This is a genomic window from Prevotella dentalis DSM 3688 (genome assembly GCF_000242335.1).
GTDB lineage: Bacteria > Bacteroidota > Bacteroidia > Bacteroidales > Bacteroidaceae > Prevotella > Prevotella seregens.
Window position 1 is genome coordinate 592,861 of the sequence record NC_019968.1, and the last position, 16,759, is coordinate 609,619.

The 16,759-nt window shown below is 61.5% G+C and carries 10 protein-coding genes and 1 pseudogene; 6 read left to right on the forward strand and 5 right to left on the reverse strand.

The genetic code is table 11. From position 1 onward, the window contains the following. The first annotated feature begins 3 nt into the window (after positions 1-3). Together PREDE_RS09650 and PREDE_RS09655 are read left to right on the forward strand one after the other, a co-directional pair. Positions 4-1,494 carry a tetratricopeptide repeat protein gene (locus tag PREDE_RS09650; RefSeq protein WP_005846921.1) on the forward strand — a complete coding sequence of 497 codons (1,491 nt, stop codon included), beginning with the start codon at positions 4-6 and terminating at the stop codon, positions 1,492-1,494. Next, complete coding sequence (locus PREDE_RS09655) at positions 1,491-2,126, forward strand: DedA family protein (protein WP_005846923.1); 636 nt, start codon at positions 1,491-1,493, stop codon at positions 2,124-2,126. The genes PREDE_RS09650 and PREDE_RS09655 overlap by 4 nt, the downstream gene beginning before the upstream one ends. 220 nt (positions 2,127-2,346) lie before the next feature. Here the strand turns inward: PREDE_RS09655 and PREDE_RS09660 are convergent, their stop codons facing one another. From PREDE_RS09660 to PREDE_RS09675, 4 genes are all read right to left on the reverse strand, one after another. Then, the gene (locus PREDE_RS09660; protein ID WP_005846925.1) at positions 2,347-4,488 is read right to left on the reverse strand and encodes a peptidylprolyl isomerase; all 2,142 of its coding nucleotides are present in this window, start codon (positions 4,486-4,488) and stop codon (positions 2,347-2,349) included. A 309-nt stretch (positions 4,489-4,797) separates the two neighbouring features. Next, the gene (locus PREDE_RS09665; RefSeq protein WP_015310430.1) at positions 4,798-6,030 is read right to left on the reverse strand and encodes a hemolysin family protein; all 1,233 of its coding nucleotides are present in this window, start codon (positions 6,028-6,030) and stop codon (positions 4,798-4,800) included. A 56-nt stretch (positions 6,031-6,086) separates the two neighbouring features. Further along, positions 6,087-6,722: an LptA/OstA family protein gene (locus PREDE_RS09670; RefSeq protein ID WP_015310431.1), complete on the reverse strand. Its 636-nt coding sequence runs from the start codon at positions 6,720-6,722 to the stop codon at positions 6,087-6,089. Positions 6,723-6,754: 32 nt separating this feature from the next. Continuing rightward, a complete protein-coding gene (locus PREDE_RS09675; RefSeq protein WP_005846931.1) occupies positions 6,755-8,068 on the reverse strand; it encodes a hypothetical protein in 1,314 nt (437 codons plus the stop codon). A 132-nt stretch (positions 8,069-8,200) separates the two neighbouring features. Between PREDE_RS09675 and PREDE_RS09680 the strand changes: the two genes are divergently transcribed. From PREDE_RS09680 to PREDE_RS09695, 4 genes are all read left to right on the forward strand, one after another. Continuing rightward, complete coding sequence (locus PREDE_RS09680; protein WP_015310432.1) at positions 8,201-9,415, forward strand: Lnb N-terminal periplasmic domain-containing protein; 1,215 nt, start codon at positions 8,201-8,203, stop codon at positions 9,413-9,415. 3 nt (positions 9,416-9,418) lie between these two features. Further along, a complete protein-coding gene (locus tag PREDE_RS09685; RefSeq protein WP_005846935.1) occupies positions 9,419-10,813 on the forward strand; it encodes an alkaline phosphatase family protein in 1,395 nt (464 codons plus the stop codon). Positions 10,814-10,981: 168 nt separating this feature from the next. After that, positions 10,982-14,317, forward strand: coding sequence for a preprotein translocase subunit SecA (gene secA, locus PREDE_RS09690; RefSeq protein ID WP_005846937.1), 3,336 nt, complete (start codon positions 10,982-10,984; stop codon positions 14,315-14,317). Between the two features lie 112 nt (positions 14,318-14,429). Then, a complete protein-coding gene (locus PREDE_RS09695; protein WP_015310433.1) occupies positions 14,430-15,182 on the forward strand; it encodes an ABC transporter ATP-binding protein in 753 nt (250 codons plus the stop codon). A gap of 277 nt (positions 15,183-15,459) precedes the next feature. Here the strand turns inward: PREDE_RS09695 and PREDE_RS09700 are convergent. Beyond that, positions 15,460-16,521 (reverse strand): annotated as a pseudogene (locus PREDE_RS09700) (alpha/beta hydrolase-fold protein); the annotation flags it as partial. Positions 16,522-16,759: the final 238 nt, after the last annotated feature.

The following is a 16,759-nucleotide window of genomic DNA, read 5'->3' on the forward strand; positions in this document are numbered from 1 at the left end:
ACTTTGGACGACAAACGCTACGACAAGGAGTTCCTCGAAACGCTCCACCAGTATGAAGCAGCCTGCAAAGCGGGCGGCTCCATCTACTTGGAGCCCGACGAACTCACCGACATCGCTGAATATTACTATCAGCACAGCCGTGTGGACGAGGCCATTGCCACGGCCGAACAAGCCATGGCCATGTTCCCCGGGGCGGCCGACCCGCTGCTCTTCCGCGCCCGCATCGCCCTGCAATACGAGAACAATGCGGACAAGGCCGAGCAGCTGACGCACCAGGTGAACGACACGGACGAGCTGGAATACTACTACATCACGGCCGAGATTATGCTGGCACGCGAGCAGGACGAGGAGGCCGACAGCTACCTTGCAGCCCGCGAAGCGCAGGTGGACGAGGACGATTTGGAGGACTTCCGGCTGGACGCAGCGGGACTGTTTTCCTCGTACAGCAACTACGAACTGGCCGAAAAATGGCTGGCCAAATGCCAGGACACCGACTTCGACGACTATCGGGAGATTGAAGGACAGATAGCCATGGGCACCGGCCAGTACGAGCGGAGCGAGAAGATTTTCAACCATCTCATCGACCGTGATCCCTATTGCATCGAGTATTGGAACGAGTTGGCCTCGGCCCAGTACATGGCCAACAACCCCTCGGGTTCGCTCGAGAGCAGCGACTTCGCCTTGGCCATCAACGCCCGAAACCCCGACGCCGTCATCAACAAGGCCAACAGTTTGATGATGCTTCAGAACTATGACGAGGCACTAAGATACTACCGTCTCTTTGCCTCGCTGCAGCCCTACGACGAGGCCGGCAGCATGGGCATCGCCAGTGTGCTCTCCCTTCAGAACCGCAGCGCCGAGGCCTTGCCCTATCTGGAACAGGCCGAACGGCTCTCGACACCGGGTTCCGGCACCTATTTCGAGATTCTCTGCAACAAATGCTACACGCATGCAGCCATGGGAAACTACGGCCTTGCGTTCGACGTGATCGACCAGATTGCGCGCGATGGCGGCAGCATAGCCGAACAAGACATGCTGCGGGCCTACGTATTCCTGCGGCAGGGCGACGAGCCCCAGGCCGTGGCCCACTACCGCAAAGCCATGGCCGCCACCGACCCCAAGGAGCAGAAACGCGGCCAGTTCTTCTTTGCCACATCGGCTTTCGGCAGCGAACACCCAGCTCTGGCCCGCCAAATCTTCGGCGAGATGGCCGGCGGCGACACGGGCGACGAGTGGCCCGACGTGTGGGTGTACCTGGCACTGTGCGACCACCGGCTGGGACAGCGCGAGGATTTCCTGCGCCATCTGCGCACCGCCGTCGAGCGCAACGGCGACGAGACACTGCAAGGACTGGCCGATCTCTTCCCCAGCCACATCGTGCCCGCCGACTATTACCGCTACGCGCTGACCCATCCCGACATGGCCGCACGGCCCTCCGGCGACACCGACACCCATAACCCATCACACCCATCAATCCCCCACACACCATTATGAACATCCTCTCATCGCTTCTCGACAACCTGAACTATGGCACTGTATTCCTGCTGATGCTGCTGGAGAGCACGGTAATCCCCGTGCCGTCAGAGCTCGTGGTCTCGCCGGCAGCCTATCATGCCGCGGGCGGCAACCTCGACATCTGGATCGTCATTCTGGCCGCCACCCTCGGAGCCGACTGCGGAGCCACCATCAACTACGTGGCCGGATACTACCTGGGCCGCCCCATCATCTACCGATTTGCCAACAGCCGCTGGGGCCGTCTGTGCATGCTGAACCAGAAAAAGGTGGAGCACAGCGAGAAATACTTCAACGACCACGGCATGGTGGCCACCATCACGGGCCGCCTGCTCCCGGGCATCCGCCACCTGATTTCCATTCCTGCCGGGCTGGCCAAGATGACTTACTGGAAGTTCCTGCTCTACACCACGCTCGGTGCAGGCTGCTGGAACCTCATCCTGGCCGGGCTGGGCTGGTACCTGCACGCCGTGGTGCCCGAGGAAAAGCTGAACGACAAAATCATGGAATACGGCGAATACATCAAGCTCGCGGTCATGACGCTTGTGGCCGTGGCCCTGCTTTATTTCCTCGCCAAGTGGTACATTAACCGGCGCAAACGGATGAAACTCTGACCGCCGCGCGCCGCCACAGCCGCGACAAGCCCGCAGCCACACGCACGCGGCAATGCCGCCTTGGGCACACAAGCCCACCGCGGCACATCTTCCGCCCCGCCGCCTTGGGCGAACGAGTCCGCAGCGGCACTCCCAAACCGCTTTCCACCAAACGCAAGAAACCACGCCTCCGGTTACCCGGGAGGCGTGGTTTCTTGCGTTGCAACGGGCAAGCCCGTGTTTAGAAGAAGAGGTAGCGGTTGTCTACGACATTGGCTTTGATGTAGAGCTCGTTCATAAAGTTGGCCGCATACTGCATGGACTTCTGGCGAAGTTTCGTTTCCTGCTGCTTCTCATCGAACTTAGCGGCGTTCCTCGAACGCTTCACCACCTGGAAGCGGTACACTCCGGCCAGTCCTTTCACAGGGTGGCTGCCGAAGGCTCCCTGCTTGGTGGCATAGACAGCACCGCTCAGAGCGGGCTCGCTGGCACCGGTAGACTGCACGAATACAGGGGCTGCGAAGGTCACCTGGCTCACCGTAGACACCATGGCTCCCTTGGCCTTGGCGGCGGCCATGCTGCCTGCACCCTTGGCCTTGGCCAGGAGTTGGTCGGCCTTTTTGTCGCGCATCACCTCCTGTCTAACCATCTCTTTAACCTGCGGATCGTCGAGGCCGCGGTAGCCAATGGGGTGTATCTTGTCGCAGACGACGAGCAGCAGGTTGTTGCCGTTGTCGCCGCACTCGTACATTTGAGACACTGCACCCTCGTCGGCATCGAAGAGCCACTTCAGCGCGTCACGGGTGGAGCGGATGCCGGCAAGGTTATGCTGGGCGGTGGTCACGTCCTTGAGCTCCTGCACCCTATAGCCGCTCTTCACGGCATTTCTCTCTATATCGGCCGCCGTCTGGTTGGCACTGACAAAGGAGCTGAACTTGTTGAAGGCCACGCTGCGCGTCTCGCGGGAGTAGTCGATGGGCTTCTTCACCACAGCCACGGTGTACTTGTCGATCATGTTGCGGCGGTCGAGCACCTGAATGATGAGGTTGCCCTGCGTGAGCTGCACGTTCTTGGTCTGGCCGACGCCGAGCGTGAGCAGGTCGTTCAGGTAGCCCTTGGTCTCCTTGTCCATGGAGTTGGAGTATTCATACTGGCGTGTGGTGAGCCACTGCTCCTTGCCGTCCTGCCCGTATTTCTTGGCCAGCGTGGCAAAGTCGGCCCCAGCAGTCAGTGCGGCATACACGGAGTCGGCCCGCTGATGGGCCTCGTCGGGGGTGGCGCCGCCCACCTGGATGGCGCGGAACTGCACCGAGTCGGGCAGCTGCTGGCGTGCCACGAGCTTCACAATGTTGAGTGTATTGTCCTGCATGTTCTCCACGGGGCCGAGCGTCTGGCCGACCGACATGGAGTCGAGCTTGGCGGCAACATCGGTGGGCAGGGCCTCCTTGCCCACGGGTACACCCAGCCAGGGCACCTCGGAAGTGCTCTTGCGCACCACGTCGGCGGGGTCGGCGGCGGCGGCCAGCTCCTTGGCATAGCCGTCGAACTGCTTGCGCAGGGCGGCGCGGTCGGCGGCCGAGGCGCTGATCTGCACGTCTACGTACTTGATGTCGCGGCTCTCCACATACTGCTGGAAGCGGCCTTTCATTTCATCGTACTTGGCTTTCAGGTCGGCGTCGGTCACCTGCACCTTAGCGTCCTGCACGCTGGCGTAGGGCCAAGCGGCGAGCTGAATCTGGCTCTCCTGGCTCTCCTCGTCGAAGCTCATCTTTGCCTCCACGGGATTGGAAAGGAAGCAATGGGCCAGCAACCCGTTGTATTTCTGGATGAGCAACTGCTGGCGCAGCGACTTCTCCACGTATGCCCAGTACTTGTAGATGGCCTGCATCTGCTCCGACATCTGGGGGTTGGCGTTCTTTTGGCTCTTGTATTGGGCCAGGAATTGCTTGAGCTGGTTGGCGTCGAAGCGGCCCGTCTGGCGGTTGACAAAGGGTGTGGAGAGCAGCATCTGGTTGGTGCCCTCGTTGAGTACGTTCTGCATTTCGCCGTCGGTGACGGTCAGGCCGAGCTTGTCGCACTCGTTCTTGATGATCTGATACTGCACGTAGCTCTGCCACACCTGGTCGCGGAGCTGGTTCAGCTGGTCGTCGTTCATGTTCTCTTGGCCCATGAGCTTCATGGCCTCCTGGGCCTCGTCCACGAGCTTGGCGAACTCTTCGTAGCCAATTTTCTCACCTAACACTTCACCGATCTGCTGGCGCTGGTTGTTGCGAGACGACTCGCAAGAACGAAAGGCTTCCTCGGCGATAAAAGCAAACAGGCCCAGACCGATGATGACGATCAGCGTGATGCCCCTGCTTCTGATTTTTCCTAATGCTGCCATTTGTTTTAAATGATTTTATTTTATTGTTTTATTCTTGCTCCGGGTTTAAGAGGCTTGAGCCTACAAAAGGCGTACAAATTTACGAAATATCCGTCAAATCAAGGCACGTTTCCCCAAGAAAATGCGCACCGTGCACACAATATGCCCCCGCGGCAACGCCGCAGGGGCAAAATCGCTGTGCTGCAAACGCCCTGCGATTGCACCGCAGACGCCGCGCAAACACGCCGCAGACGCCGCGCGATTGCACCGTCGTCGCGGCGCGGTTACGGTGCCGTCGCGGAGGGGCCGTGCCGCCGTCGCCGGGCGGGCCTACCGCACCGCGTCCACGCGGAGCCGCACGAGCTCTATCTTGGTCATGGTGTTCTTGATGATTTTGAAGACGAAACGGCCCACGCGCACCTCTTCGTTGAGCTTGGGAAAGCTCTGGTATTCGTGCAGGATGAGCCCGCCGAGCGTCATGTATTCGTCGCTCTCGGGCAGGTCGAGGCCGAACATTTCGTTCACCTTGTCTATCTCGAGCCGGGCCGAGAGGATGTAGTCGCCGTTCTCGGTCTGTCGTGCCGTGTAGTTCTCGGTGTCGTGCTCGTCCTGGATGTCGCCGAAGATTTCCTCCACAATGTCCTCCAGAGCCACCAGCCCGCTGGTGCCGCCGAACTCGTCGACCACCACGCCGAGGCTCTTTTTCTGCTGCAAAAAAGTGCGCATGAGCTTCTGCGCGGCCATGGTCTCGGGCACGAAAGGCAGCGTGCGCACGTGGTCTTGCCAGCGCACGGGCCGCCGAAACATCTCGTGGCTGTGGATATAGCCCACGATATGGTCGATGTCTTCCTTGTAGACAATGATTTTGGAGTTGCCGCTCTCCACGAACATCTGCATGAGTTGCTCGAGCGAACAGTCGTCCATGTCTACGGCATGTATCTCGGTGCGCGGTATCATGCAGTCGCGCACACGGATGTCAGGGAACTCGAGGGCGTTCTGGAATATCTTCACTTCGTCGTCGATGGTCTCCTCGTCGGGCGCGTTGTCGATGGACGACTGCACCAGATAGTCCAGGTCTACCTTGGTGAATCCCTCCCCGTCGGAGTCGTAGTCGAGGCGGATGCCCGCCACGCGCAGCAGCCCGCGGGCCATGGCTGTGGCTACCTTGCTGACGGGCCACAGCACGATGTAGAACCCGAAAGCCACGGGGGCAAAGAGGGTGAGCAGCGTGTTGGGATTGCTCTTGAAGAAGGTTTTGGGCAGAAATTCGCCCGTGAAGAGCACCACAAGCGTGGAGAGCACGGTGTCGAGGGTGAGCTGAACGCCGGGTTCCATGCCCGCGAAGAGCGTGCTGTCGAAGAGCCGGGCAAAGAGAATGCCATACACCACGAGCACGATATTGTTGCCCACAAGCATGGTCGAAACGAAGCCGTTGGCGTGGCGATAGAAGAACGATATGGCTTTCTGCGCGAGCCCGTTCTTCTCTCTGTCCATCTCGACGAGCATGCGGTTGCTGGACACAAAGGCTATCTCCATGCCCGAGAAAAAGGCGCTGAGCACCATCGCCAGGGCGATGTTGGCAATGAGAGTAAGGTTTGGTTGTTCCACGTCTGAAGCGTTTAGGGATTACCGGTGTTGCGCATGGGCACCGCCTGCCGGCGGCGGCTCATCTGCAGGCTGTCCTGCACCGCGCGGGCCGAATCGGTCATCGAGCCCGTGCCGTCCACGTCGCCGCGCTCGAAAGAGCCGCGCGAGTTGGACACGTAGTAGCGCGTCATCTTCTCGTCGGAGCGGAAGTAGGTGCCCTGCAGCGTGCGCTCGGGGGTGACGAGGCGGGAGAAAACGTAGGAGTAGAGCTCGTGGCGGTTCTCGTCCCAGAAGAGTTGCTCGCTGGCAAAACGCAGTCCGTCCTTGGTGAGCACGCGCACGCGCGAGCGCAATTCCCACAGGTGCAGCTGGTCGTAATAGTAGGCTGTGTCGCACTGCACGTAGGACTGGACGTGGAATTTGTCGTCGAACTGTTCCAGAAAGAGGCCCTTGTCGAAAGTCCAGCGCGAGGGATTCTTCGCCTGGTTCACCTCCCACCGCTCGGTCACGATGCGGTATTTGATGACGCCCGAGTCGGAGATGAGGGTGTTCACGCCCCACGTGGTCATCACGGCCACCGAGTCGCGGCTGTGTATGGCGCCGGCCGTGTGCTCCTTTTGCTCCTCACAACCGAAGAGCACGAGCGCAGCGGCCAGCAGGCTCGGCATGTAGTTCTTGGCTTTCAAACCCCGTGCAGCGATTACTCCACTTTCCATTTGGCAAACCAACGCTCGTTGAACGTGATGCCGATGTTGAGGCGGAAGCTGTTCTCCGTGATGTAGTTGCGGGCCGACTGGCGCACCCATTGCACGCCGACGTTCAGCTGCGAGCGGTTGTTGTAGCCGTTGATGATGGGAATGCCGAAGCCCAGACTGGCGCTGAGCTCCTTGGGGCCGTCCTGCCCGTTGATATAATAATAAGGTGTGGCATAGGCCACGCCGGCCCTGTAGTGCACGCGGCGCATCAGCCTCCGGCTCTGCCCCTGGGGGCAGAAGTCGGCTCCCACGGTGAGCTTGTGGCGGTCGCTGTAGTAGCCCGGGCGCATGCTGTAGGTGACTTTCTGGCCGGCGTCGCTCGCCTGGTAGACGGGCATCTCCACGCTACCCCACTTCTGCAGCGTGTAGTCCACGCCCAGTTTCAGGCTGTTGTCGTGGTTCAGCATCAGGCCCACGCCCAGCGTTCGCGGAATCTCGAGCTGCAGTTTGCCGCCGTTCGAGCCGTTGAAAGTGGCGGTATCGGCCACTTTAGTCTGGGCGTTGGTCGAGATGATCTCGAGCTTCGGGTCGCCGCCAATCTTGCGGCCCAGGCCGTAGGTCACGCCCAGCGTCAGCTCGTCTTTCTTCGTCAGGCGGGCCGTGTACTGTGCGCCGAAGTCTATTTTGAAATTCCTCACGTCGGCCGTGTATCGCTTTGTCAGGGTGTTGGCATAGCTGTCGCTGTAGCTGTTGGCCACGGTGCGCGTGTATTCGCCGTAGATATAGCTGCCGTTCACGCCGACGGCAAGCCCTCGCAGGGGCTCCCAGCCCACGCCGAGGTAGATCTGGTGCAGCCCGCCCGTGCCGCTGTAAGTGTTGGTGGCCACGGTGGTGCCGCTGCCGCCCACCCGCTGCGAACTGGAGTAGGAGTAGCCGATGTTGGTGTAGGGCAGCACGCCGAAGCTCACGCCCACGTGGCGCAACGCCCGGAACCCGGCCATGACATACTCAAAACTGGAGCTGTTGGCGTTCAGCCGGTTGCCCCCCTCCTTGAAGTTGGTCACCTGGCCTGACACACCTGCATCGAAGATGAACGAGAGACTGTCGAGCGAGGAATAGGAGGCGGGGTTCAGATAGTTCACCTGATTGTGCTCGTGAAAGCCGAGGCTGAGGCCGTTCATGCCGCGGCTGAAACCCGAAGACTGGTCTGAAAGAATGCCCAGACCATACTGGCTGTAAGGGGAATTGGTGCTGCTCTGGGCCAGGGCAGCCTGTACAGAGACTGCTATCACGATGGCAGTTGCGAGGTATCTCTTCATGTTCTGAATGTTTCGTTGCGCCGGGCCGGAAGCGAAAAACGCCAGCCCGTGTTGAAATAGCCAACTGCAAAAGTATTGAAAAAAAACGGAACAAAAGCACGTTAACCGGAAATAATAAGGTATTTTTGCATCGTGAAACGTTTGGATAGTCTTTTAAGAATACTTTTTCTGGCGGTTTTTGTTTTCTTAACACCGGGTGCACGGGCCACCGGCGACGGCAGCCGCGACCACGGAATGGACAGCGTGGAAATCAGTCTGCTCACTTGTTCGCCGGGCAACGAGGTGTGGAGCCTCTACGGCCACACGGCCATACGGCTGCGCGACCCCGCCCGCCAGCAGGACTTGGCCGTCAACTACGGCATGTTCAGCTTCGGGCAGAAGTATTTTGCACTGCGCTTTGTCTTCGGCATCACCGACTATGAGATGGGCATCCAGCCGTTCCCCATGTTCCTCATGGAGTATGCCCGCAACGGCCGCGGTGTGGTGCAGCAGACGCTCCGCCTCTCGCCCGGCGAGAAAGCAGCCATCCTCCAGGCCGTCTACGAGAACTACTTGCCGGCCAACCGCACGTACCGCTACAACTATTTCTACGACAACTGCACCACGAGGGCCCGCGACATGCTCGTCGGCCATCTGGACGGGCGCGTGGCTTATGCCGTCGATCCGGCTGTCACCACCTCCTACCGCGACATGATTCACCAGTGGAACGCTGGGCATCGCTGGGCCCGATTCGGCAACGATCTGCTGCTGGGCGTGCGCGCCGACGCCCCCACCGACCATGCGCAGCAGCAGTTTCTGCCCGACTCGCTGCGGCACGACTTCGCCCGGGCCACCGTCATCGACGCCGCGGGCCGCCGCCATCCACTGGTCGATTCCACCGTCGTCCTGCTGCAGCCCAACGCTGCCAATGCCCCGTTGGCGGGCTTCGGACTGTGGGACAGCCTCACGCCGCGCCTGCTTTTTGCCGCCCTTTTCGTGCTCGCGGCCCTCGTCACGCTGTACGAGCTGCGCCGCGGCAAGGCTTTTTGGCTGGTCGATGTGGTGCTCTTCACTCTCGACGGGCTGGCCGGCCTCGTGTTGCTGGCCATGGTTTTCTCGCAGCATCCCACGGTGAGTTTCAACTTGCAGATCCTGCTGCTCAACCCCATCGCCCTCGCTTTGGTCTATCCTCTTGCCGCCCGCACCCTCCGCGGCCGCTTCCACCGCGGCTGGGACGTGCTCTCGGCATGCCTCCTGCTGTTCCTTGCGGGTGGCTTTTTTCAGGACTATGCCGAGGGCGCCGTCTTTTTGGCACTGTGTTTGCTCTGCAGAACCACGAGCAAACGATTCATATACAAGCAGCAATAGCCCATGAGATACCTGGCCTTTATACTGGCGGCCCTCACGTCGGCCGAGATGCAAGCCTACCAGCTGGCACCGCGGCTGGTGGTCAGCGTCACCATCGACCAGCTGCGCTCTGACTACATGGAGGCCTTTGCCCCGCTCTGTCATGCGGGCGGTTTCCGCCGTTTGCTGCGCGACGGCATGGTCTACGACAATGCCAGCTATCCCTTTTCGCCAGTCGATCGTGCGTCGGCCACGGCCACCCTCTCCACCGGCGCCACGCCCTACTACAACGGAATCATCGCTTCGCGCTGGCTCGACCGCCAGACTTTGCAGCCCGTGAGCTGCGTGGACGACGCCCGGCACACGGCTTCTCCGGCCCGTCTGGAGACCTCTACCGTGGGCGACGAACTGAAAGTCAGCTCTGCCGGACGCGCGCTGGTCTATGCCTTTGCGGCCGACAGCGAGTCGGCCATTCTGTCAGTCGGCCATGCCGCAGACGGTGCTTTCTGGCTCGATAAGGCCGGACACTGGCAGACTTCTTCCTATTATGCCCCCGCCCCTACGTGGCTCAGGGCCGAGCCCGCCGCCAGGAACGCCCACGGCGCACCGGCCAGCAACGACGACGTGGTGACGGCATCGCTCAGCGCACTCGCCGCCACACCCCTCGGGCAGGACGACAACACCGACCTGATTTGCCTCACGCTCTCGGCCGGCAAGGCCGACGGCAAGCCCGTGCGGCAGTGGCAGGACGAGATGGAGAGCGTCTACCTGCAGCTCGACAACACGCTGCAACGCCTCATCAGCGGCGTCGGACAGCGCGTCCCACTCGACCGCGTGCTCTTCGTTGTCACCTCCACCGGCTACACCGAAGAGTCTGCAACCGACCCCGGCAAGTACCGCATCCCCACCGGAACGTTCTATATCAACCGCACGGCCAACCTGCTCAACATCTACCTCGGGGCCGTCTACGGCCAGGGACGGTACGTGGAACAGACCTTCGGCAACCAGATGTACCTGAACCACAAGCTCATCGAGCAGAAGCGTATCGGCATGACCGACATCCTCGGGCGCAGCCAGGAGTTTCTCGTTCAGAACGCGGGCGTGGCCGATGTATATACCAGCGTGCGCCTGTTGGACGGGGGTTCCGACATCCTGAAATACCGCAACGGTTTCCGTCCCACGCTCAGCGGCGACATCGCCATCGAGGTGGCGCCGGGCTGGAAACTGCTCAACGAAGACACCCAACAGACTTATACCAGCCGGGCCGGCTTCATGCCGTTCCCCATTATCTTCATGGGCCCGGGCGCACAGCCCGGCCATGTCGCCACGCCCGTCACCGTAGACCGCATTGCGCCCACGGTGGCCAAGGCCATTCGCATCCGCGCTCCCAACGCCTGCAACGCCGCCCCGCTGTTCTGAGCCGCGCTTGCGGCACGGCGGGCCGGGGAAAACGGCCTGCATTTCCCCTTTTCAAGCCCTTTATACGCACACCGCAACGCGATGTGCCAATTCGTAGGCCGAATCACCTGCATTACGGATTCTTTTTCGTAATTTTGCAGCATTCAACAGCATAAAATCAATTCAGATATGAACTTCAACAACATTTTGAAATCGCTTTTCGGCGACAAGTCAAGCCGAGACATGAAGCTTATCCAGCCCCTTGTGGAGCAGGTGAAGGCCGTCTATCCCGACATCGAGAAACTCAGCCACGACGAACTGCGTGCCAAGAGCCGGGAAATGCGCCGCCACGTGCAGGACGCCGCCAAGCCTTACCTCGACAAAATAGCCGAGCTCAAGGGCCGCATCGAGGACACGCCCATCGATGAACGCGAGCCCATCTTCGACGAAATCGACAAGCAGGACAAGGAAATGCTCGACGCCCTGGAGCAGGTTCTCAACGAGGTGATGCCCACAGCCTACAGCATTGTCAAGGACACCGCACGCCGCTTTGCCGAGAACGACGAGGTGGTGGTCACGGCCACCGACTTCGACCGCGAGCTCGCCGCCAATCCTGCCAACGATTTTATCACCATCGACGGCGACAAAGCCGTCTACCACAACGAGTGGACGGCCGGCGGAAACAAGATGAAATGGGACATGGTGCACTACGACGTGCAGATCTTTGGCGGCATCGCCCTGCATCAAGGAAAGATTGCAGAGATGGCGACGGGCGAGGGAAAGACCCTCGTGGCCACGCTTCCCGTGTTCCTTAATGCCCTGACAGGCAACGGCGTGCACATGGTCACGGTGAACGACTACCTGGCCAAGCGCGACTCCGAATGGATGGGGCCGCTCTACGAGTTCCACGGTCTTTCGGTCGATTGCATCGACAAACACCAGCCCAACTCCGAGGCGAGGCGCAAGGCCTATCAGGCTGACATCACTTTCGGAACCAACAATGAGTTCGGTTTCGACTACCTGCGCGACAACATGGCCCTCTCGCCCAAGGACCTTGTGCAGCGTCGCCACAACTTCGCCATCGTGGACGAGGTGGACTCCGTGCTCATCGACGACGCGCGGACGCCGCTCATCATCTCGGGCCCCATCCCCAAAGGCGACGACCAGATGTTCGAGGAATACCAGCCGCTGGTGGAGCGTCTCTACGAGGTGCAGCGCAAACAGGCCACCGAACTGCTGGCCGAGGCACGACAGAAAATCAACGAAGGCCGCGAGAAGAAAGACCAGAACCTCACCGACGAGGGCTTCCTCTGCCTCTTCCGCTCCTATAAAGCCTTGCCCAAGAACAAGGCCCTCATCAAGTATCTCTCCGAGGAAGGCATCAAGTCGGGCTTGCAGAGGACCGAGGAAATCTACATGGAGAACAACAACCGACGCATGCCCGAGGCCGTCAAGCCCCTGTACTTCGTGGTCGACGAGAAGATGAACAGCGCCGATCTGACCGACAAAGGCACTGACTGGCTGGCCCATCAAGTGAACGATCAAGACCTCTTTGTGCTGCCCGACATCGCTTCGCAGCTCTCCGCCCTCGAGGCCGAGACCGGCCTCGACGACCAGCAACGCCTCGACCGCAAGGACGATTTGCTCAACCACTACGCCGTGCAGAGCGACCGTGTGCACACCCTGCAGCAGCTGCTCAAGGCCTACACCATGTTCAACAAGGACGACGAGTACGTGGTGATGAACGGCGAAGTGAAGATCGTGGACGAGCAGACGGGCCGCATTATGGAGGGACGACGCTGGAGCGACGGCCTGCATCAGGCCATCGAAGCCAAGGAACACGTGCGCATCGAGGCCGCCACGCAGACCTTTGCCACCATTACTCTGCAGAACTATTTCCGTATGTATCACAAGCTGGCCGGCATGACCGGCACGGCAAGCACCGAGGCCGGCGAGTTCTGGGACATCTACAAGCTCGACGTGGTGGAGATTCCCACCAACCGTCCCATCGCCCGCCACGACCTCGACGACCGTGTCTACAAGACCAACCGCGAGAAATACCGTGCCGTCATCGAGGAGATTGAGGAGATGCGCCAGCAGGGACGGCCCTGCCTCGTGGGCACCACGTCGGTCGAAATCAGCGAACTTCTCTCCAAGATGCTCACCATGCGGAAGGTGCCCCACCAGGTGCTCAACGCCAAGCTGCACCAGAAAGAGGCGCAGATCGTGGCCGAGGCCGGCAAGTCGGTCAACGGACTGGGAGCCGTAACCATCGCTACCAACATGGCCGGCCGCGGTACCGACATCAAGCTCAGCCCCGAGGTGAAGGCCGCAGGAGGCCTCGCCATCATCGGCACCACCCGCCACGAGAGCCGCCGTGTGGACCGACAGCTGCGCGGACGCGCCGGCCGTCAGGGTGACCCGGGGTCGTCAGTGTTCTACGTCTCGCTCGAGGACGACCTCATGCGCAAGTTCGGAAGCGAGCGCATTGCCAAGGTCATGGACCGCCTCGGCTTCGAAGACGGCGAGCGAATAGAGAGTTCCATGATCTCCAGAAGCATTGAGCGGGCCCAGAAAAAGGTGGAGGAAAACAACTTCGGAATCCGCAAACACCTGCTCGAATACGACGACGTGATGAACAAGCAGCGCACCGTCATCTACGAGAAACGCCGCCACGCACTCATGGGCGAGCGTATCGGCATGGACATCACCAACGTCATCTGGGACCGTGTGGTGAGCATTGTCGACAACAACGACTACGCAGGGGCCAAGGAAGCCTTCTTCGAGGTGCTGTCTATGGAGATTCCTTTCACCGCCGAAGAGTTCGACAACAGCAACAAGGCCGACCTGCAGGAGCGTGCTTTCCAGAGTGCCATGGCCGCCTTCAAGCGTAAGACAGACCGCATTCAGGCCGACGCCTACCCCGTCATCAAGGAGGTGTACGAGCACCAGGGCGAGCAGTTCCAGTTCATTCTCGTGCCCATTACCGACGGCCGCCACATGGTGCAGCTGCGCGTCAACCTGAAGGAAGCCTACGAAACCGAGGCCAAAAACATCGTCAGGGAGTTCGAGAAGTTCGTCATGCTCAGCATCATCGACGACGACTGGAAGGAAAATCTGCGCCAGCTCGACGAGTTGCGCCACAGCGTGCAGAACGCTTCATACGAGCAAAAAGACCCGCTGCTCATCTTCAAACTCGAGAGCGCGAAGCTCTGGGACAGCATGATCGACGACATGAACAACCGCATCTCGAGCTTCCTCATGCGCGGACAGATACCCGTGCAGACCCAGCAGCAGGTGCAGCAGGCCGCTCCCGAGGAGCAGCACGCCCAGCGTTACAACGAGCAGAAAGACGACTTCGACGAGATACGCAGCAGTCAGCATGCCGCCGCCAGCCAGGACACGCGCGAGCCCGTGCGCCGGCGCGAGCCCGTGGTGCACGACAAAATGCCGCGTCCCAACGACCCCTGCCCCTGCGGCAGCGGCCTGAAGTTCAAGAACTGCCACGGCAAGGGCCTCCGCTAAAGGCCCCCGCCCGCGGCACATCCACCCATCCACCCGAAAAGGAGACCCCACCGCCACTCGCCCTGCGACGGCCGTGCGGTCTCCTTTTCCCGTTCCAACCCATCATCCCGACATGCAAATCCAACTCCACCAACTCCTCAAAACCTTCGGCGACAAGACGGCCGTAGACATCCCTTCGTTCACCGTCGGCCACGGCGACATCCTCGGACTCGTGGGCAACAACGGCGCGGGCAAGACCACGCTCTTCCGTCTTGTGCTCGACTTGCTCAAGGCCGATGCGGGCCAGGTGACGCTGCTGCCCGCCCCCACGGCCGGCCAACCCGACCCCGAGCCCATCCTGCCCGCCCAGTCGGAGGCCTGGAAATCGCTCACCGGAGCCTACATCGACGAGCGTTTCCTCATCGACTTCCTCACGCCCGAGGAGTATCTCGACTTCATTGCCCGCATCAGCGGACTGCCCGCCATCGACTGGAACCACCCCGAAAGCTCGGCCGTGGCCCCGTTCCTGCCCTTCGCCCACGACGAGGTGTTCGGCCAGAAGAAGCTCATCCGCAACCTCAGCGCGGGCAACAAACAGAAAGTAGGCATCATTTCCGTGCTCTTCTCCCGCCCCGAGCTGGTGGTTCTCGACGAGCCGTTCAACTTTCTCGACCCCTCGAGCCAGAACCTTTTGAAGAAGCTCCTCCTCGACCACCACGCCGCTACAGGGGCCACCATCCTCGTGAGCAGCCACAACCTGCAGCACACCATCGACATCAGCACGCGCGTGGCCCTGCTCGAACACGGCCGCATCATCGAGGACCTGCCCAACACCTCCGGCTCGGCCACCCGGCGGCTGGAGGAATATTTCGAAGCCCAGGCATAGCCGGGCAGCCCATGCGAACGGCTCGTGCCGGTGCCCCGGGGCGGCCGACCCGCCACCATGACACGGGCGCAACGCTCCCGCCATGCGGCCGCGACACTACCGTCAGGCCGCACCTCCGCCACCACCGTGCCGGAATCCCCAAACGACGACGGCGTAATCGCAATGCGGTTACGCCGTCGTCGCGTCTCGATCACACCGTCATCGCCGCGCCGTTGCACCGTTATCGCAACGCCTCCGCGGCCTTTTCGCCGGCGCCCCCCACGCTGCGGGCCGGGCGTCAGCGTTTGAACAGATGGGGCACGAAAGCCCTGAGGCAGCGCCGCCACGTGAGCCACTCGTGGTGGGTGCCCACAGACACATAGCTGTCCACCCGCACGCCAGCCCGCCGCAGGTCGGCCACCAGGCGGCCGGTGCCCATGTCCTCCTCGCTGCCGCAGCCCAGAAACAGATAGTGCAGACGGCTGTTCACCTCGGCCGGGCGCGAAAATATGCCGCCGTAGGTCTGGTTCACGTCGAGCCCGAAGATGGCGCCGCTGAAGGCTCCGGCGTAGGAAAAGAGGTCGAGATGGGTAAACACCACGTCGAACGTCTGGTGCCCGCCCCACGAGAGGCCGGCCATGGCCCGGTGGTCGCGGTCGGAGAGGGTGCGGAAAGTGCGGTCCACCATGGGGATAAGGTCGTTCAGCAGCACCTTGTAAAACGTCGCGCCGTAGTCGCTCCGCCCGGCCTCGTTGGAGCCTCCGCGGAACGGAGCCTTCACGTCGCCACTCTCCATCACCACCACCATCGGCACGGCCTCGCCCCGTGCAACGAGGTTGTCCATGATGTGCGGCAGCTGGCCTTGCCGGCTCCAGCCGGTCTCGTCCTCGCCCATGCCGTGCTGCAGGTAGAGCACGGGGTAGCGGCGCGTGCCCGTCTCATACTCGGCGGGGGTGTAGACCATGGCTCGCCGCCACTCCCGCGTGCTCTCGGCGTAGTACGTCACCGAGCGCACCTGCCCGTGGGCCACGCCCTGCCGGGGCCGGTAGTAGTCGCCCTCGGGGCCCTCGGGAATCTCAATACCGCTGGCCTGGCGGCAGCAACCGAAGAAGGTGGCGGTGGCGGGGTCGGCCACCTGCACGCCATCGACGAGCAGAAAATAGTAGTGGAATCCCACGGCAAGCGGTTCGCTCACGGCCGTCCACACGCCCCGGGCGTCGCGCTGCATGTCGTATTTCCGGCCGCATATCTCCACTTGCACACGGCTGGCCCCGGGGGCGGCCAGGCGGAAGTAGGCCCGCCGCAGGCTGTCCACGCGCGGATAGTCGTTGCCGGGCTCGGCCGTCGAGGCCAAACGGCTGCCGGCCGGCAGCCCGTCGGGGGCGGCATGCGGCGGCTGCGGGGCCGCAAGCCTGGGCCGCGGGGCGGCAGGGGCATGGACTTGGGCGGCTGCGGCAGCCCCCATGCAGAGCAGCACGCCGGCGGCCCACCGGGCGATCCGGCGGCCCCGAACTTGACTTGTACGTTTCATATCATTTCCTGTTTGAGTGGTTTCATGGTGCAAAGATACGCAACATCGGCCAAACGGCACTTTCTTG